This is a genomic window from Desmonostoc vinosum (genome assembly GCF_059505385.1).
The window spans coordinates 1-21523 of the sequence record NZ_JCACKM010000333.1 but is presented as its reverse complement, the minus strand read 5'-3'; the positions used below and the strand labels follow the sequence as shown (position 1 = coordinate 21523).

The 21523-nt window shown below is 40.0% G+C and carries 23 protein-coding genes; 9 read left to right on the top strand and 14 right to left on the bottom strand.

Translation table 11 applies throughout. The features are described 5' to 3' along the window. Positions 1-408, top strand: a complete 408-nt coding sequence (locus AC5JMF_RS33040; protein WP_495799927.1) for a hypothetical protein — start codon at positions 1-3, stop codon at positions 406-408. A gap of 3 nt (positions 409-411) precedes the next feature. On the opposite strand, the gene AC5JMF_RS33035 is transcribed toward AC5JMF_RS33040, so the two are convergent. The 8 genes from AC5JMF_RS33035 to AC5JMF_RS33000 all read right to left on the bottom strand — a co-directional run bounded on the left by AC5JMF_RS33035 (position 412) and on the right by AC5JMF_RS33000 (position 6617). After that, positions 412-693 carry a hypothetical protein gene (locus AC5JMF_RS33035; RefSeq protein ID WP_495799926.1) on the bottom strand — a complete coding sequence of 94 codons (282 nt, stop codon included), beginning with the start codon at positions 691-693 and terminating at the stop codon, positions 412-414. Continuing rightward, the gene (locus AC5JMF_RS33030) at positions 677-1411 is read right to left on the bottom strand and encodes a hypothetical protein (RefSeq protein ID WP_495799925.1); all 735 of its coding nucleotides are present in this window, start codon (positions 1409-1411) and stop codon (positions 677-679) included. The genes AC5JMF_RS33035 and AC5JMF_RS33030 overlap by 17 nt, the downstream gene beginning before the upstream one ends. A gap of 428 nt (positions 1412-1839) precedes the next feature. Next, positions 1840-2916: an anthranilate phosphoribosyltransferase family protein gene (locus tag AC5JMF_RS33025; RefSeq protein ID WP_495799924.1), complete on the bottom strand. Its 1077-nt coding sequence runs from the start codon at positions 2914-2916 to the stop codon at positions 1840-1842. 540 nt (positions 2917-3456) lie between these two features. Further along, positions 3457-4404 (bottom strand): LysR family transcriptional regulator, encoded by a 948-nt coding sequence (locus AC5JMF_RS33020; protein WP_495799923.1) that lies wholly within the window; start codon positions 4402-4404, stop codon positions 3457-3459. A 225-nt stretch (positions 4405-4629) separates the two neighbouring features. Next, a complete protein-coding gene (locus tag AC5JMF_RS33015; protein WP_495799971.1) occupies positions 4630-5862 on the bottom strand; it encodes a BaiN/RdsA family NAD(P)/FAD-dependent oxidoreductase in 1233 nt (410 codons plus the stop codon). Between the two features lie 43 nt (positions 5863-5905). After that, positions 5906-6070 carry a rubredoxin gene (rd, locus tag AC5JMF_RS33010; protein WP_495799922.1) on the bottom strand — a complete coding sequence of 55 codons (165 nt, stop codon included), beginning with the start codon at positions 6068-6070 and terminating at the stop codon, positions 5906-5908. Positions 6071-6139: 69 nt separating this feature from the next. After that, a complete protein-coding gene (locus AC5JMF_RS33005; protein WP_495799921.1) occupies positions 6140-6334 on the bottom strand; it encodes a hypothetical protein in 195 nt (64 codons plus the stop codon). Between the two features lie 73 nt (positions 6335-6407). Then, complete coding sequence (locus AC5JMF_RS33000) at positions 6408-6617, bottom strand: hypothetical protein (protein WP_495799920.1); 210 nt, start codon at positions 6615-6617, stop codon at positions 6408-6410. A 289-nt stretch (positions 6618-6906) separates the two neighbouring features. Between AC5JMF_RS33000 and AC5JMF_RS32995 the strand changes: the two genes are divergently transcribed. From AC5JMF_RS32995 to AC5JMF_RS32985, 3 genes are all read left to right on the top strand, one after another. Beyond that, on the top strand, positions 6907-7464 hold the full coding sequence (locus AC5JMF_RS32995; RefSeq protein ID WP_495799970.1) for an SRPBCC family protein: 558 nt from the start codon (positions 6907-6909) through the stop codon (positions 7462-7464). A gap of 390 nt (positions 7465-7854) precedes the next feature. Then, a complete protein-coding gene (locus tag AC5JMF_RS32990; protein ID WP_495799919.1) occupies positions 7855-8430 on the top strand; it encodes a DUF924 family protein in 576 nt (191 codons plus the stop codon). 347 nt (positions 8431-8777) lie between these two features. Further along, positions 8778-8939 carry a hypothetical protein gene (locus tag AC5JMF_RS32985; RefSeq protein WP_495799918.1) on the top strand — a complete coding sequence of 54 codons (162 nt, stop codon included), beginning with the start codon at positions 8778-8780 and terminating at the stop codon, positions 8937-8939. Positions 8940-9032: 93 nt separating this feature from the next. Here the strand turns inward: AC5JMF_RS32985 and AC5JMF_RS32980 are convergent, their stop codons facing one another. The 3 genes from AC5JMF_RS32980 to AC5JMF_RS32970 all read right to left on the bottom strand — a co-directional run bounded on the left by AC5JMF_RS32980 (position 9033) and on the right by AC5JMF_RS32970 (position 13689). Then, on the bottom strand, positions 9033-11213 hold the full coding sequence (locus AC5JMF_RS32980; protein WP_495799917.1) for an AAA-like domain-containing protein: 2181 nt from the start codon (positions 11211-11213) through the stop codon (positions 9033-9035). A gap of 211 nt (positions 11214-11424) precedes the next feature. Next, complete coding sequence (gene msrA / locus AC5JMF_RS32975) at positions 11425-12093, bottom strand: peptide-methionine (S)-S-oxide reductase MsrA (protein ID WP_495799916.1); 669 nt, start codon at positions 12091-12093, stop codon at positions 11425-11427. Between the two features lie 444 nt (positions 12094-12537). Beyond that, complete coding sequence (locus tag AC5JMF_RS32970) at positions 12538-13689, bottom strand: PEP-CTERM sorting domain-containing protein (protein WP_495799915.1); 1152 nt, start codon at positions 13687-13689, stop codon at positions 12538-12540. A gap of 665 nt (positions 13690-14354) precedes the next feature. Here AC5JMF_RS32970 and AC5JMF_RS32965 point away from each other — a divergent pair. The 3 genes from AC5JMF_RS32965 (at position 14355) to AC5JMF_RS32955 (ending at position 17002) form a co-directional block, all read left to right on the top strand. After that, the gene (locus AC5JMF_RS32965; RefSeq protein WP_495799914.1) at positions 14355-15797 is read left to right on the top strand and encodes a glycosyl hydrolase family 79 C-terminal domain-containing protein; all 1443 of its coding nucleotides are present in this window, start codon (positions 14355-14357) and stop codon (positions 15795-15797) included. Between the two features lie 154 nt (positions 15798-15951). Beyond that, positions 15952-16095: a hypothetical protein gene (locus tag AC5JMF_RS32960; protein WP_495799913.1), complete on the top strand. Its 144-nt coding sequence runs from the start codon at positions 15952-15954 to the stop codon at positions 16093-16095. 112 nt (positions 16096-16207) lie between these two features. Further along, positions 16208-17002, top strand: a complete 795-nt coding sequence (locus AC5JMF_RS32955; RefSeq protein ID WP_495799912.1) for a hypothetical protein — start codon at positions 16208-16210, stop codon at positions 17000-17002. Here the strand turns inward: AC5JMF_RS32955 and AC5JMF_RS32950 are convergent, their stop codons facing one another. Beyond that, positions 17003-17407 carry a lysozyme inhibitor LprI family protein gene (locus tag AC5JMF_RS32950; protein WP_495799911.1) on the bottom strand — a complete coding sequence of 135 codons (405 nt, stop codon included), beginning with the start codon at positions 17405-17407 and terminating at the stop codon, positions 17003-17005. It lies immediately after the preceding gene. A 137-nt stretch (positions 17408-17544) separates the two neighbouring features. Between AC5JMF_RS32950 and AC5JMF_RS32945 the strand changes: the two genes are divergently transcribed. Together AC5JMF_RS32945 and AC5JMF_RS32940 are read left to right on the top strand one after the other, a co-directional pair. After that, positions 17545-18510 carry a YegS/Rv2252/BmrU family lipid kinase gene (locus AC5JMF_RS32945; protein ID WP_495799910.1) on the top strand — a complete coding sequence of 322 codons (966 nt, stop codon included), beginning with the start codon at positions 17545-17547 and terminating at the stop codon, positions 18508-18510. A gap of 125 nt (positions 18511-18635) precedes the next feature. Further along, positions 18636-20210, top strand: coding sequence for a metallophosphoesterase family protein (locus AC5JMF_RS32940; RefSeq protein ID WP_495799909.1), 1575 nt, complete (start codon positions 18636-18638; stop codon positions 20208-20210). 325 nt (positions 20211-20535) lie between these two features. Here AC5JMF_RS32940 and AC5JMF_RS32935 read toward each other — a convergent pair whose 3' ends face one another. Then, a complete protein-coding gene (locus tag AC5JMF_RS32935) occupies positions 20536-20943 on the bottom strand; it encodes a hypothetical protein (protein WP_495799908.1) in 408 nt (135 codons plus the stop codon). 290 nt (positions 20944-21233) lie between these two features. Beyond that, the gene (locus AC5JMF_RS32930; RefSeq protein WP_495799969.1) at positions 21234-21482 is read right to left on the bottom strand and encodes a CAAD domain-containing protein; all 249 of its coding nucleotides are present in this window, start codon (positions 21480-21482) and stop codon (positions 21234-21236) included. Positions 21483-21523: the final 41 nt, after the last annotated feature.

The window sequence follows — 21523 nt, the reverse complement described above, 5'->3', positions numbered from 1 at the left end:
ATGAATGATAATCTTTCTGATACAGAAATCGAGATTTTACTTTTTGGAAAATGGCGTTTTGAAACGGCTTGGGAAAAAATTTCGATGATATTTAAAGATGATATGACCTATGAGCAAACCAAAATTCAAACATTTAGCTTATATAAACCTAAAGAACTGATAACAGGTAATAAATTTAATGGTACTTGGTATGTTAATGATAGGATACTCTATTTAAATCTTCAAACTATACCCAAATCTTTTCTGAATATAGAAATACCACTATTACCCAAGGTCTATCTTGCAGATATCATAGCTAGTTTAAGTTCTTTGTTTCAATCAGAAAAATATGCAGTTGTCGAAATAAACAGCACTAAATTTACCATCAAGAATATAAATGAATCAATTATTGGGATAAAAATCAAATAATACTTATAAAGTTGAGCGATCGCAGAAATATAAAAATATTACTGATTCATAGTTTGAGATTAATGAAGCCAGCAGCAATAAACCAATTCCAAATACTAACAGAAAAGCTAACAGTTGGTTAAGAACAAAAGCAAGCATAGTCCTGCGAATTGATTGAGAAGTTGTAGTATGCGATCGCCAAATTTTATTAACTGAACCACTCAGAACAAAGAAGACTGTACTAGCTGAAAACAAGAGCAAGCCAAACCCAATGATCCCGGCTCCAGTACTACTTTGTCTGCCCAAGAGTGCTTGATAACTGCCTTGGTGCAGTCCGATACAAATTCAAATTGGCATACGCTAGCAATTCTTCTGTCCATTGTGTAAACCAAGTAAATACCAAATTGACTTTTTCAATAGCCTCGGCACGTAGTTCTTCATCCATTTCTATCTGTGCCATGATCAGATGGTCTTTTGTCATAGCATGACCAGATTCTTTACTAAAATGAAATTCTCCACAATAGCGCAACTCAATACCCGTTTCTTCTTCAATTTGTTGGGCCAGTTTTCCAATTAGTTCAAACAAGACGTTGCCCGTTTCTTCAATAGCTTCGATAATAGCTAGACGCACGATACTTGATGAGGCATAAATCAAATGAGCTAGCTTGTGTGATAACAAGCGATTCACTGCTGTACAATCGCTATAGAAAAACTCTAAATACTCAGTCGGCGAAATTTTTTCGCAATCAAAGCCCAATTTGATAAAGTCTTCCAAATACCATGGCCAGTGATGATCGTCCTCTATTGAGTGTTCGTTCACCATAGCTTGATACTGATCTGAGGTTGGCTGTTGGCGCATAACGTAGCGATTTAGATCGCCAAAGCTCATGATAAAAGGAGCCATGCAAGGGTAAAATTCTAGGCGCTGACGAGCAGATAATGTTTCATCCCGTAAAAAATCAAAAAATGGCAGGTTGCCGTATTCTTTCTTTAAATTTAAAATGTGACGTAATGTAGCCTTCATCTTTTCCTTTCTAAAATTAAAATTAATGTGAGCTTTCGACAAATAGTATTTGTTTTCTCTTTAGATAAACAATCTAATTTACTAGTAGTTCAATAGATTTAGTTTGACCCATGTTCAAACATAAATTTGTATCCTTACAAATAATTTGAAGGAAAATACATTCATTGTAATTAGTAAATTCAGAGTCAAGAAATTGAAGTTAAGTCTTCTGTAGATATATCAGAGTTGATCAGAGAATTTATGCAATTCGCTCAGTTCAAGATTTTCTGTTTTCTGATAACACTAAATTAAGCTGTTGCTGAATTTGAATATAAATTTGGTATGATACATAGCAATTCTATGTAATTTGTGAAAATTCGCGGTGTCCAGATACCCGACTTCTCAAAGAAGGCGGATATCTTAGTTCTCACTGTTTAAGCATGTGTAACTTATAGCGTTAATGGAAATACTGTTGACAAAGAATTGACTACCTGAGTGATTTCTTGAAGTTTAGCAGCTACCATACCACTAGTTAATAATTCTTCTGCCTTGGCTATACCCGATCGCATATCTGAACAAATACCACTTTGCCACAGGTAAAATCCACCATTCCACAAGGCTGTCTGCATTAGTTCGTTGGATTTGCCAGCTAAGACATCGTGCATATCCGCGATCAGTTCTTCAGGGCTGCCAAGGGGTACATTCTTAGTAGTAAATCCATATTCACGCGGTACAAGATGCAACCGTTCTAGCTCCCCTGATGCTGTTGGCGAAGATATACCAATAATTGCAGTGCGATCGCGTGGTAAATCACAACTACCTTCTAGTCCTTTTATAAAAGTATATTTCGATATCCCTTTTAGCGCTAAAGCTTCCTGAAACATCCCTTCTGTGGGAGGATGGACAAATCCGGCGATGATGCGAGTATCACCGGCGTAAGGACACCAAATTAGTTCCATTGTCGCCAAGGGTGGACGTTTGCCGATTTGATCGCGGTAATCCCAAATACCCTTAGTTAAGGGGAAATGCTGGGGTGTGTAAATAAAACCGATGCCTGTTTGCTCAAATACTCGTTGAGTTTTTGGTAATGGTAAGACAGTCCAATTGACCCCTAATCCTTGCCAAATATCTATTAATGGTAAACCGTACTTGGTGGGTAAGCGATCGCCACCATGCATAATCACAGGTTGCCCAGCTGCGGCCAGTAGTAAAGCTGTGATGGGGCTAATTGGTGTAGTACGTGTTCTCCCATCATAGGGTATACCCAAAACAATCACAGTTCTTGCAGAGGCGATCGGTTGCAGTTTTGGCCCTAGTTCATCGTAGGCATCTAACATCCCTGCCAACTCTTCCCCAGTTGGGCGCTTAATGCGATGAGCAATCAAAAACGCCCCTGTTTGGGCTGGCGTTGCTTCTTTTCGCAACATCATTTTAATAGCAGTAGCTGCTTCATCACGAGTTAAATTTTTGGCTGTGTGGCTTCCACTTCCTACCTTTTGCAGAAATTCCCTAAATAAATTGCTCATTTGTTCTTTGTCCTGTGTCAGTTGTCCTCTCTTACAAAGTTCTGTTCGCCGGAAGCCGGCGCTCAGACTTTGCGCTTTGTCAGTTGTTCTCTCTTACAAAGTTCTGTTCGCCGGAAGCCGGCGCTCAGACTTTGCGCTTTGTCAGTTAATGACCAATGACTACTGACTAATGACCAATAAACAATAGGAAATACGAAAAACCGTTCCCTGTTCCCCCCTCCTTTGACTGTCTCCCCCCTGCTATGTCTGAAGCCGGGCTTGCGCCTCGTTCCTCGGTCAAAGACGCTGCGCGAACGGGTGACGCTCCTACGTCGCTCTCAGCGAAGCTATGCCGTAGGCTTGACGCTGCGAAGATCGCCAGTCGCCCACGGGAGTGGCTCTCCTGTTCCCTGTTCCCTATTTTTAATTACGAATTACGCGCTTCGCAGCGGTAGCGAGTCATCGATAGCGTTAGCGTTAGCGAAGCGGTAGCGAGGTACGAGCGTCAGCGTTAGCGACGCAGGAGCGTCGCGTCATTACGAATTACGAATTACGAATTATTTAACTAGCCGATCGCTGTTGGTCAAATTGTAAGGGTATATTTTCCCTTACCAGTTGCCAAAAATGCTGGATAGGGGGAATTTGGAGACGGTCTTGAGTTGTTACCATTACTACCCGACGAGTCAAACTAGAATTATCTGGCAAAGCCCCATTATTATTGCTGGCTAAGGGACGAACTGCTAGGGTAAGGTCTTGACGTGCTTCAACTAATGCTGATTGAGGTAGCAAAGCTATCAATTCCCCTTGGCGTACCACTCCCCGGAAAGCATCTAAAGTATTAACTTCTAAAGCTGCTTGCAGTCTGGCTTCCAGTCTCTCAAATCTATCTTGGATTAAGCGTTGCATTCCGTAACCGTCTTTGAAAACCACTTGCGGATAACGAATTAGTTCCGACCAAGGGATATATTCATATTGAGCTAGTGGATGATTGGCTCCAATTAGAACTTCTATAGGCTCATCATAAAGTACTTCTACTACCATTTCTCTAGCAGTTGTCAAAAAGCGATTATTCATTACAATTGCTAGATCTACCAATCCATCTTTAAGGACTTTGAGGGCGCGATCGCTACCCAAGGATGTCACCCGCAATTGCACATCTGGATAATCGTGACAAAATTTTTGCAAAATTGGTGGTAAGTAAAAGGCACACAGCGAGTGAATCGCCGCAATACATAGTTCTGGTTGTTTTCCCGCAATTAAATCTGATATTTCCTGGGTGGCAGTTTCCCACTCTTGGCAAATTTTGCGGGCGCGGGGTAGTAAACGTTCGCCTCCCAGAGTCAACTTAGCATGACTCGTTCGGTGAAACAGTTCCATTTTTAAATTTGCTTCCAATGCTTGAATTTGCCGACTAATCGTAGATTGAGTGACACCACATTTTCGTGCTGCTTGCTGAAAGCTGCCGGTGTCCGCGATCGCTAAAAAGGCTTGCAACTGCTCTAGTCGCATTTTTATGTAGCCTGAATTACATTTATGGCTTTCATTAAGTTAACGGATTTTGAATTGTAATTTAGTAGAGTTTGTTACAGGTCTGTTACTTTAATTTGAATTTATCAGGGAAAACTAGGTAGCCCACAATCCTCCGTGGTTTCAACTACTAGTGGACTGTTTGAGCTATTCTAGTGTGTTAGGTTTAATGCAACATTTAAGGCTAGACACGCCACTAGTACCTTACTAGCTATTCCCCATAGCGTTACCAGCTAGGTATGCCGTTGTCCACGCACTTTGAAAGTTAAAGCCGCCTGTGATGCCATCTATATCTAATATTTCTCCGGCAAAATAGAGACCAGGTACTAATGTACTTTCCATCGTCTTAAAGTTGACTTCTTTTAAGTTGATACCGCCACAGGTAACAAATTCTTCCTTAAATACGCCTTTACCACTGATTAAATGTTTGCTTTGAGTTAATTCTTGTACAAGCTGGTTTAATGTTTTATGAGATAGTCCTGACCAGCGTTCCTCTGTTGTAATACCGACACGAGCGATCGCATACTGCCAAAGACGATGGGGTAAATCAACACCACGATGTAATGCGATCGCTCGCTTGGCCCATTGTTGTTTAACTGTTAAAATTTTTTCTCGCACTTGTTCTTGGTGCAAGTGAGGTAACCAATTAATCAATAATGTGGCTTGATAATGACTCTGGTGTAGGATTCTCGCACCCCAAGCAGAAAGTTTCAAGATGGCTGGCCCGCTTAAACCCCAGTGGGTAATTAATAATGGCCCGGTTTGTTGTAATTGAGGTTTGCCATCAACAGACAATCGCAACTGCACAGGATTTATACTCACTCCAGCTAACGCCCGCAGCTTTTGATCGACAATGTTAAAGGTAAACAAAGAGGGAACAGGTGCTTCAACTTGATGTCCTAATTCTCTGGCTATTTTGTAACCGAAAGGGCTACTACCAGTAGCTAGAAGCAAGCGATCGCATTTTATCGTTTCTCCTGACTTGAGCAGAATCTCAAACCCCTCACAAGAGGTTCGCTTGACTGAGGTTACAGCTGTCCTAGTGCGAAGTTCCACCCCAGATAGTTTTGCAGTGTTCATCAAACAGTTCACAACCGTTTCAGAACTATCTGTAATCGGAAACATGCGCCCATCAGCCTCAGTTTTTAGCGGTACTCCGTGGAGAGCAAACCAACTTATTGTATCTCTTGCTTGGAAACGGGTAAAAGCACCCCGCAAAGGTTTACCGCCTCTGGGGTAATTTTGCACCAATGCTTCAGGTTCAAAGCAAGCATGAGTGACATTACAGCGTCCTCCACCAGATATGCGAACTTTCGCCAGTGGTTGCTGACCGGCTTCGAGTAAAATGACTTGGGCTTGCGGATTAACATTAGCACATGCGATCGCACCAAAAAATCCTGCTGCCCCACCCCCAATAATTACAATTTTTAACGGCTGCAATTTCAAAAATATAATCTTATTGACTGTTGACCTTTATAGGCATTCATAATTCCGGTTGTTCAAATTCCTCTTTTTCTGCACCACATACTGGACATACCCAATCATCTGGTAATTCTTCAAAAGGGGTTCCTGCTTCTACACCGCTATCTGGGTCGCCTACATCTGGATCATACTCATAACCACAGACGCTACATACGTACTTTTCCATTTTTTTATCCTGAGAAATTTGCAGACTCTTTGAAAGCTTGTCTCGACATTGGTTTATTTTTACGTATAATCAAAAACGCCACCATGTTCTTTGGGCATAACTAATCATCCCTATAGCGATCGCCCCTAGTAATAATAACCAGATAATTCCACCTGGTACAAAAGTCAGTATTCCCAAGCCCCTTAATACCCACACAGCTATACTAATGCCTAAAAGCACGCCAAAAAGCTGAGTTAACCTCCGATTTAAAGAAGACTGACTCATTTAATTTTCCTCTCAACACTCACTGCACTTTCATCTTGGCAGAAAGTTGGGGGATGTGGTTCGACTTCTGGTGTCAAAGACGGTACGCGGTAGTTGAATCTCGACTTCGCTCGATTACCGCGTAGCCGAAACGGTAGTTGAATCTCGACTTCGCTCGATTACCGCGTAGCCGAAACTCACCAACCACGGGATGAGTGAGAAATTTTCTCCGCGTCCCCACGTCCCCACGTCCCCGCGTCCCCACGTCCCCACGTCCCCGCGTCCCCACGTCCCCACTCCCCACTCCCCACTCCCCATTCCCGTGATGTTAAACTAAATATCAATAAATCTTTTGTTTATCCATAGTTTTGCTAATATAAAATTTCCCTAAGTATTTATTGTAATAGGGGATACAATAGATAAATTTATTTGGTAGTAAAATTACCGGATAGATACTGAAAAGTATCCATAATTCCGGAAAATATATTTATTGGACTGGAACTAAAATTTAATGGGTTGGAGTTGATCAAGTAATATTGGCTTGCAGTTTTAACCCTATGAGGTGGATGAGTTGAGGAGTGACTGAAACCGAAATGTCTGCTTATCATATTTCAGACTCAATCATTATAGGTTCGGATATGGCTTGGACTCAAGACAAGCAAAAATTACTAGTGCAGGGTGAAATTTTGGTACAAACGCGATCGCACACTACATGGGGTGGTGCTGTGACAGCTTGGATGTATTTGCCACTAGTGCGATCGCAAGTATGGCAGCAACTTACTGATTACCCACGTTGGGTACAGTACTTTCCCGATATTACCACCAGTGAGGTAATACATAGAGGAGAAGTTAAGCGTCTGTATCAAGCAGCACAAAAAGCCTTTTTCTTTTTCACTGCTCAAGTTGAAATATATCTCAACGTTGTAGAAGTGCTTGGGCAGCAAATCCAATTTCGCATGGAAAAAGGGACTTTTGAAGATTTCAAAGCCAATATAGAACTTCAAGATTGTGGTAATGGCACAGTGCTGGCTTATACTGTGCAAGCCACACCCAATGTTCCTATACCTTCAATTTTCATTCAGCAAGCAATGAACTTTGAGTTGCCTGCAAATATGCGTAAAATGCGACAAGTGCTTTGTAAGGGACAATAGGCTGATTTTTTGTTAAGACAGTCATGAGTCATTGAAGAAGGGAACGCTTAACGCTTAACAGGGGGTAGTCTTCCCTGTTTGATGCGATGCACTAAGCGTAGCTGAAACGAGTTTCCTTTTCGGAAGTAAGAAATTCCACTTCAGCAAGTGGAATATTTTGGGTAAGTATCTATACCCGAACTTAAATCCCTTCCCTCTTTAATTGACTAATGACTAACTACTGGCGTGGCAAGACTAAATTTGTGCATTAGCAAATTTTTGTGGGATGGACATATCATCCTTCCGTGGTAGGCTTTTTGTCCTGCTGCACAAGAAAGCTTATTGCAACATTTAAGACTTGCCACGCCACTACAAAGAATAAACTTAAAAAAGCACAACGGTTGAAGAGCAATGTCACAGGTAAAATCTATTTTGGAGTTTTGGTTTGGTCAACCTGATGAGCCTGGTTACAGCAAACCTCGACAATTTTGGTTTAACCCACAGCCAAATTTTGATGAAGAATTGCGAACCCGGTTTCTCCAAGACTACCAGAAAGCGGCGTCAGGATATTTAGACGAGTGGATAGATTTACCCGAAACCTGTCTAGCGTTGATTTTGCTGCTAGACCAGTTTCCCCGAAATATGTTTCGCGGAACCCCGGAAGCTTTTGCTACTGATTGGGAGGCGCTCTCTGCAGCACAACACGCAGTTAAAAAAGGCTATGATCAAGAACTACTACCTGTACAACGTTGGTTTGTTTACTTGCCTTTTGAACATAGTGAAAATCTAGATCATCAACGTCAATCTGTGAAATTGTTTCAGCAACTCAATGATGATCCCGATAGTGCTGACGCAATTGAATATGCGTTTCGTCATATGGAAATAATTGAGCGTTTTAAACGTTTTCCTCATCGCAATAGCATTTTGGGGCGTGTTTCAACTTTAGAGGAAAAGGAATTTCTTAAGCAATCAGATTCATCGTTTTAATACAGTTTTTAATTGGCAAATCCAGCTATCTGATTCTTATCAGAAGTCATTTGTCCTTTGTCGTTTCTCATTTGTGATGACCAAGGACAAATGATAATTTTAACAACAAAATATTTTACTTATAGCAATTCTAAATCATTCGTGTAATATCATGTCCGTTTAAAGACTTATGATTGGGCTGACGCGGAGATAGGGAGACGTGGTGAGACAGCGAGTAAAGGAGGGTTTCCCTCCGCAGGCGACTGCGTTAGCGCAGCGTAAAGCCTGCGGCATAGCTTCGCTTAGAGCGAGCTTGCGAGCGTCACCCGAAGGGGGATGTGGAGAAATTTTTATGATAAGTAGACCTCTTGCAAAAGTCGGATACTTGCCAGAAAATAAATTTTCTGGCTGATAACTCAAGTCGGTTTCAACCGACTAATAACAGTATTTTTAGTCCGTTTCAACGGACTTTTGCTATTAGGCAGAGACTTGAGTCTCTGACGGTTCAAGTATTTTTGCAAGAAGTCTAGTGATTAGCCGGACATGATATAAGATCCCCGACTTCTTTGAGAAGTCGGGGATCTGAACACCGCGAATTTTCAGAAGTAAATTAGTTTAACTAATTATAAATTAGCATTAATCCAACTATTGTTAAAAATCAATTCATAAATCCGATTATGGGGTTTTAAATAACCTTGTTGCTTAATTATTAACCCTGACAAGAGTAATTGTTTTTCTTCTAAACTATCAACTGAAACAATTTTTTCTTGATGTAAGATTTGGCGATATAGTTTGAGTAAGTAAAGAGGTTTTAAAGTATTCTTGAGAATGCGATCGCGAATCGATTTTAAATGCTCTGGTTCATCCTGAGATTCCCAGTTGTCAATTATATGCGATCGCACTAAATTACCAATCCATTCTGCTTCACAATTTATAGGAATAGTAAATGATGAATTATGGATGATTTGACAAAGCTTTTGAGTTAAAAAAGGCTGTCCATTTGTCCAAGATAGTATTTCATTGAGTACTATCTGAGGATTAGTAACTTTCTTCGTCAATCCTTTTAACAAAGGTTGGGCTTCATGTACTTGAAAGCCACTAAGGTGAATTGCCTGACCAATATTAAAAGGTGTTCTTTGATAGTCAGTAATCAAATCTGAGGGTGTAGCAACACCAAAAAATGCAAAAGTTAAACGACGATATTCTGGATTAATTCTACGCTGGTTGTAGCAAAAGCGAATTAAAGCAAAAAAGTCATTAACAGAAAAATTTAAAGATAAAATACTATCAATTTCATCAATAAAAATAAAAATTTCTTTACTCTTTATTTCTACTAATAGAATATCTTCAATAAAGCGACTTAAGCATTGGATAGGTGATAAATCTTGCTGTTCATTCCACCAAGCTTTGAGATTCACTTTTTTTAGTAAATCAAAACTCTGCCACAACTCTACTATCAAACCTTTATACCATTGGATGGGAGTAATATTTTCGCTACCAAGGCGAGTAATATCAATTGCCGCACAACTATACCCTTCTTGCTGTAAATGGTGTATCATACGTACCATTAAGCTAGATTTACCCATTTGGCGAGTATTGAGGATATAACAAAATTCTCCTCGCTTCAATGCTTTGTAAAAATGACGATCTGCGGAGCGTACTACATAAGTAGAAGCATCCATTGGTAAACTACCGCCTACTTGATAATCATAGGTTGAAGTTTGTTCGGCACTTTTGAGCAAAGCGTTTTCAAATACTAATTCAGCTTGGGTTGCTTTGAGAATTTCTAAGGTTTTAGAAAGTTCTTGAGTACGTTCTTTAACTTTTTGTTCTAAAGTTAGGTTGGATTTAGCTAACGCATCTTTTGCTTCTTGTAAGGCAAAATTTTTAACTCCCAATTCTAGAATTAATCGAATTCGCTCGGCTTCCGAACGCTTACGTTGTGTGATATCTTGAAAAGCTGCTATGGCGTAAATAATGCTACCCTGGTCATTAAAAATTGGGATAGCTGAGACCTCAAGAGGAATAATTTTATCCCCTTGACGAATCTCCATGTTATCGATGGTGACACTTTTACCTTTTAATGCTTGTAAAATAGGTTGCTGTTCTATGGGATATAATTCGTCCCTTCCAGCCAAATACACTTGATAAATCTCACTCAATTGTGCAGCTGTTGCTTCAGTTACAATACCCTTGCCAAGGATTCGTTGAGCAGTTTGATTAGCATAATAAGGCTTACCTTTACCATCAATTACAAATATCCCTACTGGCAAAGCTTCTAAAAATTGTGCTAGCCTGGCTTCGCTTTCGCGCAATGCTGCCTCTACATGCTGACGAACAGTAACTTCTTGTTGCAGACGAGTTAATAGTTCTGTTTGGGCTTGTTGTGCTAAAAATTCTTTTTTCTTAGATGCTTTCATCCGCTGCACATGTTGCAGAGTTTTATCAGTAGTGATTTCTAAATCTTGGAAATTTATTGGCTTAGTCAGAAAATCAAAAGCACCGCGATTCATCGCTGTTCTAATATTTTCAATATCACCGTAAGCAGAGATAATTACTGCTTTAATGATGGGATGTAACTCGCTAAGTTTAGCAATTAAAGTTAACCCATCCATTTCTGGCATATAAATATCGGTTAATACTATATCGATATCCGGTTCTATTTGCAGTTTTTCTAATGCTTCTACACCATTACGAGCAAAAATTAACTGATATTGCTTCTCTCGAATTTTTTTTCTAAATTTCTGACGCAGCAATATTTCTAAGTCAGGCTCATCATCCACAACCAGTATTTTAGCTGGCATAGTTTTTTACGAAAAATGAAACTCAGGTTAATTATGCAAAAATCAGGTTAAAATTAGCCAAGTAATTTACATATAACAAAATTCCTAACCTTGTAATGTTGAGTTTCGTTCCTCAAACGCCACTTCACAAGGGCGGGGGGAACCCTCGCATGTGAGTGGCTCCCCAGCCTACGGCTATTGCATCATTTTAGTTGTATCACGCCAGTAGTCCCTAACTACTTATCTGCGACTCAACTACACCTACAGGACAAGCAACATTTGTGCCTCCTAAGCCGCAATAACCATTGGGGTTTTTAGCCAAGTATTGTTGATGGTATGCTTCTGCATAGTAAAATTCTGGCGCTTCCAAGATTTCTGTAGTAATCTGACTGTAACCTGCGCTGTTGAGGGCTTGTTGATAAACATCCCGCGAGGTTTCTGCTAGCTGCTTTTGATGATCAGAATATACGTAAATACCAGAACGATACTGCGTACCAGCGTCGTTACCCTGACGCATTCCTTGCGTGGGGTTGTGGCTTTCCCAAAAGACTTTGAGTAGTCGAGAGTAAGTAATCACTTTGGGATCAAATACTACTAATACTACTTCATTGTGACCAGTTTTGCCGCTACACACCTCTTCATAGGTAGGGTTGGGTGTGAAACCAGCTGCGTAACCAACTGCGGTGGTGTAAACTCCATCAAGTTGCCAAAACTTGCGTTCTGCACCCCAAAAACAGCCTAAACCAAACAATGCCTTTTCTAACCCGTCGGGAAAGGGAGGTTTGAGAGGATTATGGTTGACATAGTGATGAGCAGGTACTGACAGAGAATTTGCTCTTCCTGGCAAAGCTTCCTCTGGAGTAGGCATTACCTGCTTTTTACCAAACCCGAATAGTACCATTGTTTTTGATTCTGATTTCCGTAAACATTTTTACTTTACTTAACATTGTAAACAAAGATTTTGCCGATCGCTTGTCAGTAAAACCCTACCTCCTATATCATGTCTGCTTGAAGACTTATCGTTAGGGCTAACGCAAAGACGCGGAGAAATTTTAATAATCAGCGATTATCCGAACTTGATATTACACCAATTCGCAATTAAGCAATTCAATCAGAAAAGGTGCATCAGATCAAATCACTGATACACCTAGAAAATCTATAGAATCAAGCTATTTTAACGATGACGATTTCAGGTTATATCATTTGTTTAACATTTTGGGAGAGTAGTTTGTACAATATTTAGAAGTTTAAAGCCAAGATTAGTTTAATTTTAAACTTCTACATATTAAGTGCGATCGCTGTTAAACAAATGCTGTTTCCTGCTTAACCATCACAAATCAGCTCTTTAAGCATCAGCTTTTGCTTGTGCTGCTTGCATTTGCTTACGTTTTCTCATCAAACCTGTACCAAACAAACCTGCTGTCAGCGAACCCAATATTGTCATAGGTTCAGGAACAACTGTAATATTGTCTTTTTCAACAACACCTGCTAAACCTTTAACTCCTGTCTCAAAGCTATAAACTCCAGGAGTCTTACCAGTAATGCTGAGAGTCAAAGAACGACTTTCGCCAGGCCCGACATCTTCACAACCAAGTGGGTCAGTACAAGCAAAACTGACATCGACACCCGAAGTATTACCTGTGACAAACAATTCCAAATCAGTTGTGGCAACAGCGCTTCCCACAGCAGCTAAAATCGCATCCACAACTCCTGAGGTATCTACATCATTTGTGAGAGTACCACCAGTTGCAGCTGCAATGTCAGTAGCCTGGTCAGAAGTGTCAATACCATTACCAGCGTTTTGAGTATTAATAGCAGCAACTTTTACATCATTATCAACCAAGGCGTTTGTTGCCTCCTCCAAGTTTACTGTCTCTTCATGAGATGATGCATCCCCAAACCAGACAAGAACTCTGGCTGCACCCTCACGCCAGCCTGTATTCTGACCTGTGCCAACGCCAGTGTCACTTTCGCCTATTCCATCTGTAGCACCGCCAGAAGTTGCTACTTGGTGCAATGCAAAGAAGTTAGCTTCAGGTAAATCGCCACCACCACTAGCAAACCAGCTATCAATCGCAGTTTGTGTGGTTGTTTTGTTCTTGGAGATTGACGAAAGCAGGCTGTAAGCAGTAGTGGTCGATACTCCTTCAACCGGGTCTCCAAGGTAACTACCTACGCCAAAGCCGACATCAATACCGCTAAAGCGAGAATCTCCGCCAGAAATCGAATTTAATATGGAAGATGCGCTAGTTTTTACTTCATTAATAATACTGCCCATGCTGCCAGTGTTGTCAGCTAGGAAGAAAACGTCAACCAAGCTAGAAGCTGGGCCAGATTTGTCGAGGGTGACAGTCTTTTTAACCGTGACTGTCTCACCAATGCCGATTGTAGCTTCATAGGAACTAGGAGTGATTGAGGCAGCAGATGCAACTGTGGGTAATCCCAAAAGACCCATCGAGCAAGCAGCGCCTAGTGTGATCTTCGATATCAATTTCATCGTGTTTAAGTATAATAACCGAGAATATTCTCGCTTTATTAGAAACACTAATGTATTTTTTTTGTTTAAAAAATAGGCGATAACACGTAAAGTTTAGATGAAGCTACCCAGATATAGTGCCACAACTACGGAAATTTCCGTACCAAATGAGAGGGAATAGGGGACACTCATACCAATTGACGAAAATCCTGATACAAATACAGACGGTGTAGAGACACGCTTTTAAAGCGTCTTTACAAGATTTATGTGTATCGCCATTAATGTGAAATGGTATTAGAGGACTGAAGCTGAGTTTCGTTAACAAATTTAGTTGGGGCGGGTTTGCAAATATCCTCAGTCCCTCAAGTGAATATATTCATCAACCCGCCCCTAATATCATTTTGCTTTAATTAATGATACAAATTTACGCGGGTTTAGCGTTTATCAATGCTAAACGCTAAACCCCTCCGAAAGATACACGTGTATCGGGATTTTTGCGAATTGGTATAAACTCTATACCTAGCGCTTCGACGCAAATATGCACATTTTTTAATTTCACTATGTATATTTTGATTCTTTAAAACAAGTAAAATAACTGAACTAAAAGAATTAAATAATACTTAAAATAAATTGCGCTCAATCCATGGTATGTAAAGCACCATTTCAAACCATCAAGGAACAGTGTGATGAACCATCACCAACGAATAACACGCAGAAATTTTCTCATAACCAGTGCTGGGCTGGGAGGGATGAGTCTTGTGACTGCGCTAGGGGAATTGCCATGTCTGTCAGATAACAATTCTTTGACGCCAGTGACTATTACTATCAATTCTACTCAACCTGGCATTTATATTCCAAATAACTTTACAGGATTGAGTTACGAACCAGCTGCATTACCTCAATCTTGGATGTTTAGACCTGACAATATCCTGCTGCAAAATTTTATAAAGCAACTAGGTGATAGGGGCGTTTTGCGAATTGGTGGTAATTATGTAGAAAAGACATATTGGATTGAGGGTAAGCCTAAATCAGCAACACAAAGACAAATCATCACACAAAATGACATTAATAATCTGTTTAATTTTGTGCGGATGATTGGCTGGAAAGTCATACTAGGACTGAATCTTGGAGACTCCAAACCTGAAATTGCTGCCTTGCAAGCAGAATATGTAGCTCATGTTGCAGGAGATAGACTCTTATCCTTTGAAATTGGTAATGAACCAGACTTGTATAGTCTGAATGGACTGCGCCCAGAAACGTACAACTACAACGATTTCAACAAAGAATTTACCGCCTATTTCACAGCAATTCGTAATCGTGTTGCTAATGCACCAATTTCTGGCCCAGGTACAGCGCAGGTCTATAAAACATGGGCGGTGCCATTTGCCAGCGATGCAGCGGCCCAAATTTATTTGCTGACGCAGCATTACTATCGGATGGGGCCTCCAACAAATGCCTCTGTGACAATCAGCAATCTATTGAGTCGTGATGAACGTCTGGAAAAAGTTGCTCAAAATCTTCGCGAAGTTACACAGCACAGGGGTAAACGATATCGAATTACTGAGTGTAACTCTGTTTTTCATGGCGGAAAATCAGGTGTTAGTAATGTGTTTGCCGCAGCCTTATGGGGATTAGATTTTATGTTCACTCTGGCACAAAACGGTGCAGCAGGAGTGAATTTTCATGGTGGTGGAGAAGGGCTTTATTCACCGTTTGCAATTCATTGGGATGGAAAATGCTCGGCTAGACCACTTTATTATGGAATGCTGCTGTTCAAACTTGCCAGCCAGGGACGTTTACTACCTGTAACCATAAGTGAAACTAATATTAACTTAAAAGTATATGCTGTGTTGACAAACAACAATAAAGTGCTGTTGACTTTAATTAATAAAGATCAGACGCACAACGCTCAAGTTTTAGTTAACTGCGATCGCCAACTTCATGGAGCATCAGCATTACGTTTAACAGCTCCATCACTTCATAGTACTTCGGATATCACATTAGGTGGTAGTAGTGTCGAGTCGGATGGTTCGTGGAAACCTCGCCTATCTGAAACAATTCAAATATCTGGTAATCATTGCTCGATTTCGGTTCCTGCAAGCAATGCGATACTTATTACTCTGATCTAAATAATTTGATACATATTCTCTACAGCGTTACTCATGTAACTGTAGAGGTAATTTTCTCTATTTAATATCATTACTCCCTTCCCGGCAGAAGATTACCTAAAAAAGAGGGACATATACTAAGCTGGTAGTACAGGGGTGATATATAGGGAAATCTATGCGAAACAGAACTTTGCAATTAAGCGCTCGCCAATTAGATTTAGATTTGTGGCAGAAACTATACTACAAACATCAAAAGCAATACACACGGCAACGATTGTTAGCGATTAAATATTTATTTTCAACTATTAAGGATACTTAAATAGTGTTAAAAATACTATTTGTTAGTTCCAATATTATGTTATATCAAACGCATGGATTTTTAAAATCATAAAAACCTTCAAATATATATTAACTTTTTTGTATTTTTCCAAATGTTAAACTTAGAAATTAATTACTTAGCAGGAATTAATGTTTGTTTTTTTAGTAGTTTATTATTGACATTGATAGTTTTTGCAACTATTTTATTTCAAAGATTTTATTTAGATAGATATAATCCACCTGTAGTAGATTTTTTTACAAAAGATTTACTTTTAATTTTTATCTACTTTCTTGGATGTGTGATTTCATTCTTACTTGTTTTATATCCATTCATTAACTTATTTAATCAATCTCAACCTTTTTTTACCTTATATCAAGGAGAAATAACTAGAGGAACTTTAGCGTTGAGAATCACCAGTGTTTTATTAGGTTTCAAGTTTTTAAAAGGATTTTATAACTTTTATCAAGATAAATATTTAGAAGTACAAAATCAATTGATTGCTGAATATCATGATTTAAATAAGCTTAGCTATAAAATGAATGAGAATACTATTAATTTTCTAATATCTACGCAAAATATAATTTACGGTGCGGTTACTTTTATTATTTGGATTTTTGTAATCTTTTATAAAGATAGAACTTCTTTAGCAAGTTTAATGTCGTGGGGATTATTTTTTATCATAGATGATTGGGGAATTGTTTGTGACAATTTAATTGCATTAAAGGGAAGAACACTAAAATTTCATAAATATAGAATATTAGGATTTAATATTTTTTTGTATATATTATCTTTGATTGTTTGCTTTGGTAATATGAGTTTAGCGATCGCAATCTTGATCTCTCTTATTTTAGGCTATGTAGTGATTAAAAATACGGTAATCTGGCTAAGAGGTGTATCTGCTGATTAATCAAAGATTATTTTTGAGATATTCCTGTAATTGTTGAGTTCGTTGTTTTGTCATCTTTTCCAGGCAATTAAGATAAATGGTAGGAGCAATACTTCCTCCCTCATACGCGCTTCTTTCAAACTCGCAGCTAGTATTTCTAAACTTGATCCACGTCTGCTGTGCGATAATTAACTTTTGTCGCCTAGATGCTTGTAGTTTTGGTAAAACTTGTTGATAAACTTGGTTCAATTTTTTATCTGCATTCTGATAAGAAAATTGAGCGCATTGATTGATTTCTAGTTGAGTTTGAGCATTGTTACAGTTGAGCTTTTGAGCTAACTGCATTTTGGTAATAGCTGTTACGGTAAGATTATTCAGACTGCCGAAAGTTAATATACTGAATAAAATTGGTAATAATTGACGCATAAGATAATTGTGTATAAGCAAACAATAACAGATTCAGTATTTCAGAGGAAACAAGGAATTTGTCAGAAAAAACCTTGCCTGCTTACACGATAAAATAATTTGATATTTTAGAGATCTAAGCTTAGATATAATATCTTATGAATCGTTCCGCCTGCCTTATCTTTAATCCAGTAGCGGGTCAGGGAGACCCAGAGGAAGAACTGGCACAGATTCGGGCAATGTTAGAGCCAACAATTAATTTAGATATTCATTTGACGACGGTCGAAATAGATGCTGATGAACTAGCACGTGCAGCGGTGGCGCGGGGAGTGGAGTCGGTCATAGCTTCGGGTGGCGATGGTACTCTCTCAGCAGCAGCGACGGCTGTAGTGGGTACTGATATTCCATTTGGCATCATTTCTAGAGGCACAGCGAACGCTTTTGCCACAGCTTTGGGAATTCCTGACACGATCGCAGGTGCATGTCAAACCATTTTGCAGGGAACAACTCAGGCAGTAGACGTAGCCTATTGCAACGGTAAGCCGATGGTGTTATTGGCAGGGATTGGTTTTGAGGCTGAAACCGTCGAACGGGCAGACCGCGAAGCCAAGAATCGCTTTGGGATATTAGCTTACGTTTTGGCAGGAATCCAGGAGTTACGGAATTTAGAAAGATTTGAAGTTGAAATCGAAACCGAAGATCGGATAATTAAGACTGTTGCCTCAGCAGTAACAGTAGCAAATGCTGCACCGCCAACCTCAGTTTTAGCTCAAGGCCCAGCAGGTATTATCTATAATGATGGGCTACTAGATTTGACAATCTTAGCTCCAGTTAGCAAAACAGGAGCGATCGCGGCTACATTCCATCTATTTCAAACAGCCTCCACAGGCAACGCCGCTGAGCGAGATGACATTGGCTATCTGCGAGCCAAGCAATTTAAGATTACCACCAACCCACCGCAAAAAGTCGTCTTAGATGGTGAACTAATCGGTACAACTCCGATAGAAGTCCAGTGTGTTCCATCAGGGTTGAATATTTTTGTGCCAACCACAGAAGAAATTGAACCCACCGAAAAGCTAAATGGACTCCCCAACTTGACTGTTGAGTTTAAAAATGGGGAGTAGGGAAGGGGACGCGGGGACGCGGGGACGCGGGGACGCAAAGAAAATTTCTCCCTCATCTCCCTCATCTCCCTCATCTCTCTCATCTCTCTCATCTCTCTCATCTAAAGAAACTGGAGTAATTAACGTTGAAATTCGTTTCTGATCCGGCGATCGCGAAAAAAATTCGCAAGATGAAACAGCGGGTGCGCTGGCAAGATCCGTTAATTGTGGAACGAAACATTGACCAAACGCGGTTAATGCTGGATGAGGATCGAGCAAATGATTCTGAGTTCTCGTTTTTGGTTGTGGGTGATAGTGGTTCTGGCAAACATCGAGGACAGAACCCACAGCGACGAGTTGCTGAACTTATGCTACCTCATCACTCGGAATGCAAATTTATGCTGCATACGGGTGACGTAATTTATTTAGTGGGGTCGCGCGAATACTATCAGCAGAACTTTATTCAGCCTTACCGAGAGTTTCTTGTAGGTGGGGAACATCCTCAACAAATTGCCTACGACGAAATGGTTTTTAAACTGCCAATTTTACCTGTACCAGGAAACCACGATTATTACGACTTGCCAATTGTCTTGAGTTTGGTGTCGCTGACAACATTACCCATCCGTCGTTTGTTACAATCGCGTCTAGATATGGATATTGGTTTATATGGTTCAAGAGTTGGTGACGCTTACGCACAAGCATTTCTAGATTATCTCAAAGCATTTCAGTCGCCAGGGGAATTAGCTCGTCATTTAGATAAATACTACACTGGCAAAACAGAGACAGGTCGCTGTTTGTCTTATCAACCAGGGCACTTTACCCGCCTCCCCAACCGCTACTACACCTTTCGCTACGGCGGTATTGACTTTTTCGCTTTAGACTCTAATACATTTAACGATCCGCCGCGACTGCCGACAACCAAAGCAGGCGAAGCTGATCGTAAAATTTTGGAAAAGCGACGTCAAGATTTAGAACGGGAAAAGATGCAAATCATCGAAAATTCAGCCAAACTAAATCCTGACAATCCTAGCGAAGACGATCAATTAGATGATATGCACGCTAAGGTGTCACAAATTGAGGAGATTATTGTTGATATCGACAAACAGCTAGCGAATAATCAGCCAACGCAGACTGATAGCGAACAATTGAACTGGTTAAAACACAAACTTATTGAATCTTGGAACACCGCTGAAGTTCGGGGAAGGGTAATTTTTTTCCACCATCCACCCTATGTCACCGAAGCAAGTAAATGGCAACAAGCACAGACTTTAGTGATTCGTAGCCGTTTACGTGGTGTACTAAATGCAGTAGCTGAAGTTATAGGTTCTTTGAGGCAAGGGTGTCCATTAGTAGATTTAGTATTAAATGGCCATGCTCACTGCTTAGAACATTTGGAAACAATGGATACAGGAGCAGCTGATTCTCATATCCACTGGCTTGTTTGTGGTGGTAGTGGGTATAGTTTACGACGCCAACGGACTGAAGGTGCTGATTTAATTGAGACCTTGGGGAATGTAGGCAAACAAGAGAAGAAATTGGTAGCGCGATCGCATTTATTTGTTGGTAGAAACGGTCAGGGTTCCCAGAAGCGCCGACCATATTCATGTCTACGCATAGATGTTACAGGCGATCGTCAGCCTCAGTTCATTGTCCGTCCTTTGATTGCCGAATGGCATCAGCGGCAGTGGCATAATTATGAATTAAAGCCATTTATCATTTGAGTGCTTGGGGATTGGGGATTGGGGACTGGGGACTGGGGATTGGGGATTGGGGACTGGGGACTGGGGACTGGGGATTGGGGATTGGGGATTGGGGATTGGGGATTGGAGACTGGGGATTGGGTAAGAGTAAAGGAAAAATTTGCACCCAGATAAAAGTACAGACGCGATTTATCGCGTCTGCATAGTTTTCGCCATTAGCCTTTTTACGTGTAATTACACCCAGGAAAAAGTGACAAATGTTATAGCTGTTGCTAGATATTTGGAAACATCAACCGAACAAAAAAACCAGATATCAAGATAGTTTTAAGCCTGTTCCCTGTTCCCTCTAAATAACTCCGGGCCCTCTGCCTCGTTTGTCATCTTTATCTGTCAACTTACCCTCTTCATCCTGATTGATTTCTGTAAGTTCTTCAACCCGTTCTGCGGTATCTTCTGCTGCTTCTTTACGCGCATCACCAGGTTCCTCATAGTACATTTCTGGTTCAACTGCGTAATTATTTAACAAACCTTCTTTGTCTGTAGTGTAACCGTCAGTGGTACGTATACTATCAGATCTGGTTTGATCATTGGTAGATGCGCTTGCTTCTCTTTCTTCTGTAGGAAGTGTTTTGTACTTATCTCCTTCTCTTTCCTTACGAGCAGCAGTTTCAGCTGGAATAATTCCGCGATCGTAGCTATCGGCTTGAGCTCGTTCAGATGAGTCTACTGCTTGATTAATTTTTTCATTAGTCATAAATTATGTCCTCGTTAAAGAATGTATTGAATAACTACAAAAACTAGATTAGGCCGTTGAATATAATCTCTCTACTATCTTGAGAAGTGATTTAAATGTTAAATATCACTATTCAGACTCTATCTCTAGATGTATTTGATCTACTTATTTAAAAATATTTGTAGTTGCGGTGTCCTCCGATAACGCTCCGCAACCAGCATTAAATAAACTTTAAAATTTATCGCACAATTTTAGTTTTGTCACTTCATTATTGGCATGGCAAAACTAAATATTTTAATTACGAATTATTTTTATTGATTACCTAAAAACTGTTCTTTCAGCAAACGGATTTTTGTAATCAATTCTTGCCGAGTCGAAGCTTTCAGAAGATAACGAAAAGTAGCCCAAGTAGCGTAAGCAATTCCAATCAATTCAAAACTAGGTAATAGCAGCGGGATATCATCCATGACATCTAATACTGCCAATACTATCTTCAGTGAAATAATTGCTGCCAAAATTAAAGCAATAGTAATTAGAGGCTTCTGATATAGGAATCCTATTTGATTTTTGAAAAAACTCCGTACATTTCAAGAGTGGCAAA

Coding starts and splice junctions, on each gene's coding strand:
- AC5JMF_RS32965 (WP_495799914.1), top strand. CDS start 14,355: ATGAACCATCACCAACGAATAACACGCAGAAATTTTCTCATAACCAGT.
- AC5JMF_RS32990 (WP_495799919.1), top strand. CDS start 7,855: ATGTCACAGGTAAAATCTATTTTGGAGTTTTGGTTTGGTCAACCTGAT.
- AC5JMF_RS32935 (WP_495799908.1), bottom strand. CDS start 20,943: ATGACTAATGAAAAAATTAATCAAGCAGTAGACTCATCTGAACGAGCT.
- AC5JMF_RS33020 (WP_495799923.1), bottom strand. CDS start 4,404: ATGCGACTAGAGCAGTTGCAAGCCTTTTTAGCGATCGCGGACACCGGC.
- AC5JMF_RS32945 (WP_495799910.1), top strand. CDS start 17,545: ATGAATCGTTCCGCCTGCCTTATCTTTAATCCAGTAGCGGGTCAGGGA.
- AC5JMF_RS32980 (WP_495799917.1), bottom strand. CDS start 11,213: ATGCCAGCTAAAATACTGGTTGTGGATGATGAGCCTGACTTAGAAATA.
- AC5JMF_RS33025 (WP_495799924.1), bottom strand. CDS start 2,916: ATGAGCAATTTATTTAGGGAATTTCTGCAAAAGGTAGGAAGTGGAAGC.
- AC5JMF_RS33030 (WP_495799925.1), bottom strand. CDS start 1,411: ATGAAGGCTACATTACGTCACATTTTAAATTTAAAGAAAGAATACGGC.
- AC5JMF_RS32955 (WP_495799912.1), top strand. CDS start 16,208: ATGTTAAACTTAGAAATTAATTACTTAGCAGGAATTAATGTTTGTTTT.
- rd (WP_495799922.1), bottom strand. CDS start 6,070: ATGGAAAAGTACGTATGTAGCGTCTGTGGTTATGAGTATGATCCAGAT.
- msrA (WP_495799916.1), bottom strand. CDS start 12,093: ATGGTACTATTCGGGTTTGGTAAAAAGCAGGTAATGCCTACTCCAGAG.
- AC5JMF_RS32950 (WP_495799911.1), bottom strand. CDS start 17,407: ATGCGTCAATTATTACCAATTTTATTCAGTATATTAACTTTCGGCAGT.
- AC5JMF_RS32960 (WP_495799913.1), top strand. CDS start 15,952: ATGCGAAACAGAACTTTGCAATTAAGCGCTCGCCAATTAGATTTAGAT.
- AC5JMF_RS32970 (WP_495799915.1), bottom strand. CDS start 13,689: ATGAAATTGATATCGAAGATCACACTAGGCGCTGCTTGCTCGATGGGT.
- AC5JMF_RS33040 (WP_495799927.1), top strand. CDS start 1: ATGAATGATAATCTTTCTGATACAGAAATCGAGATTTTACTTTTTGGA.
- AC5JMF_RS33005 (WP_495799921.1), bottom strand. CDS start 6,334: ATGAGTCAGTCTTCTTTAAATCGGAGGTTAACTCAGCTTTTTGGCGTG.
- AC5JMF_RS32995 (WP_495799970.1), top strand. CDS start 6,907: ATGTCTGCTTATCATATTTCAGACTCAATCATTATAGGTTCGGATATG.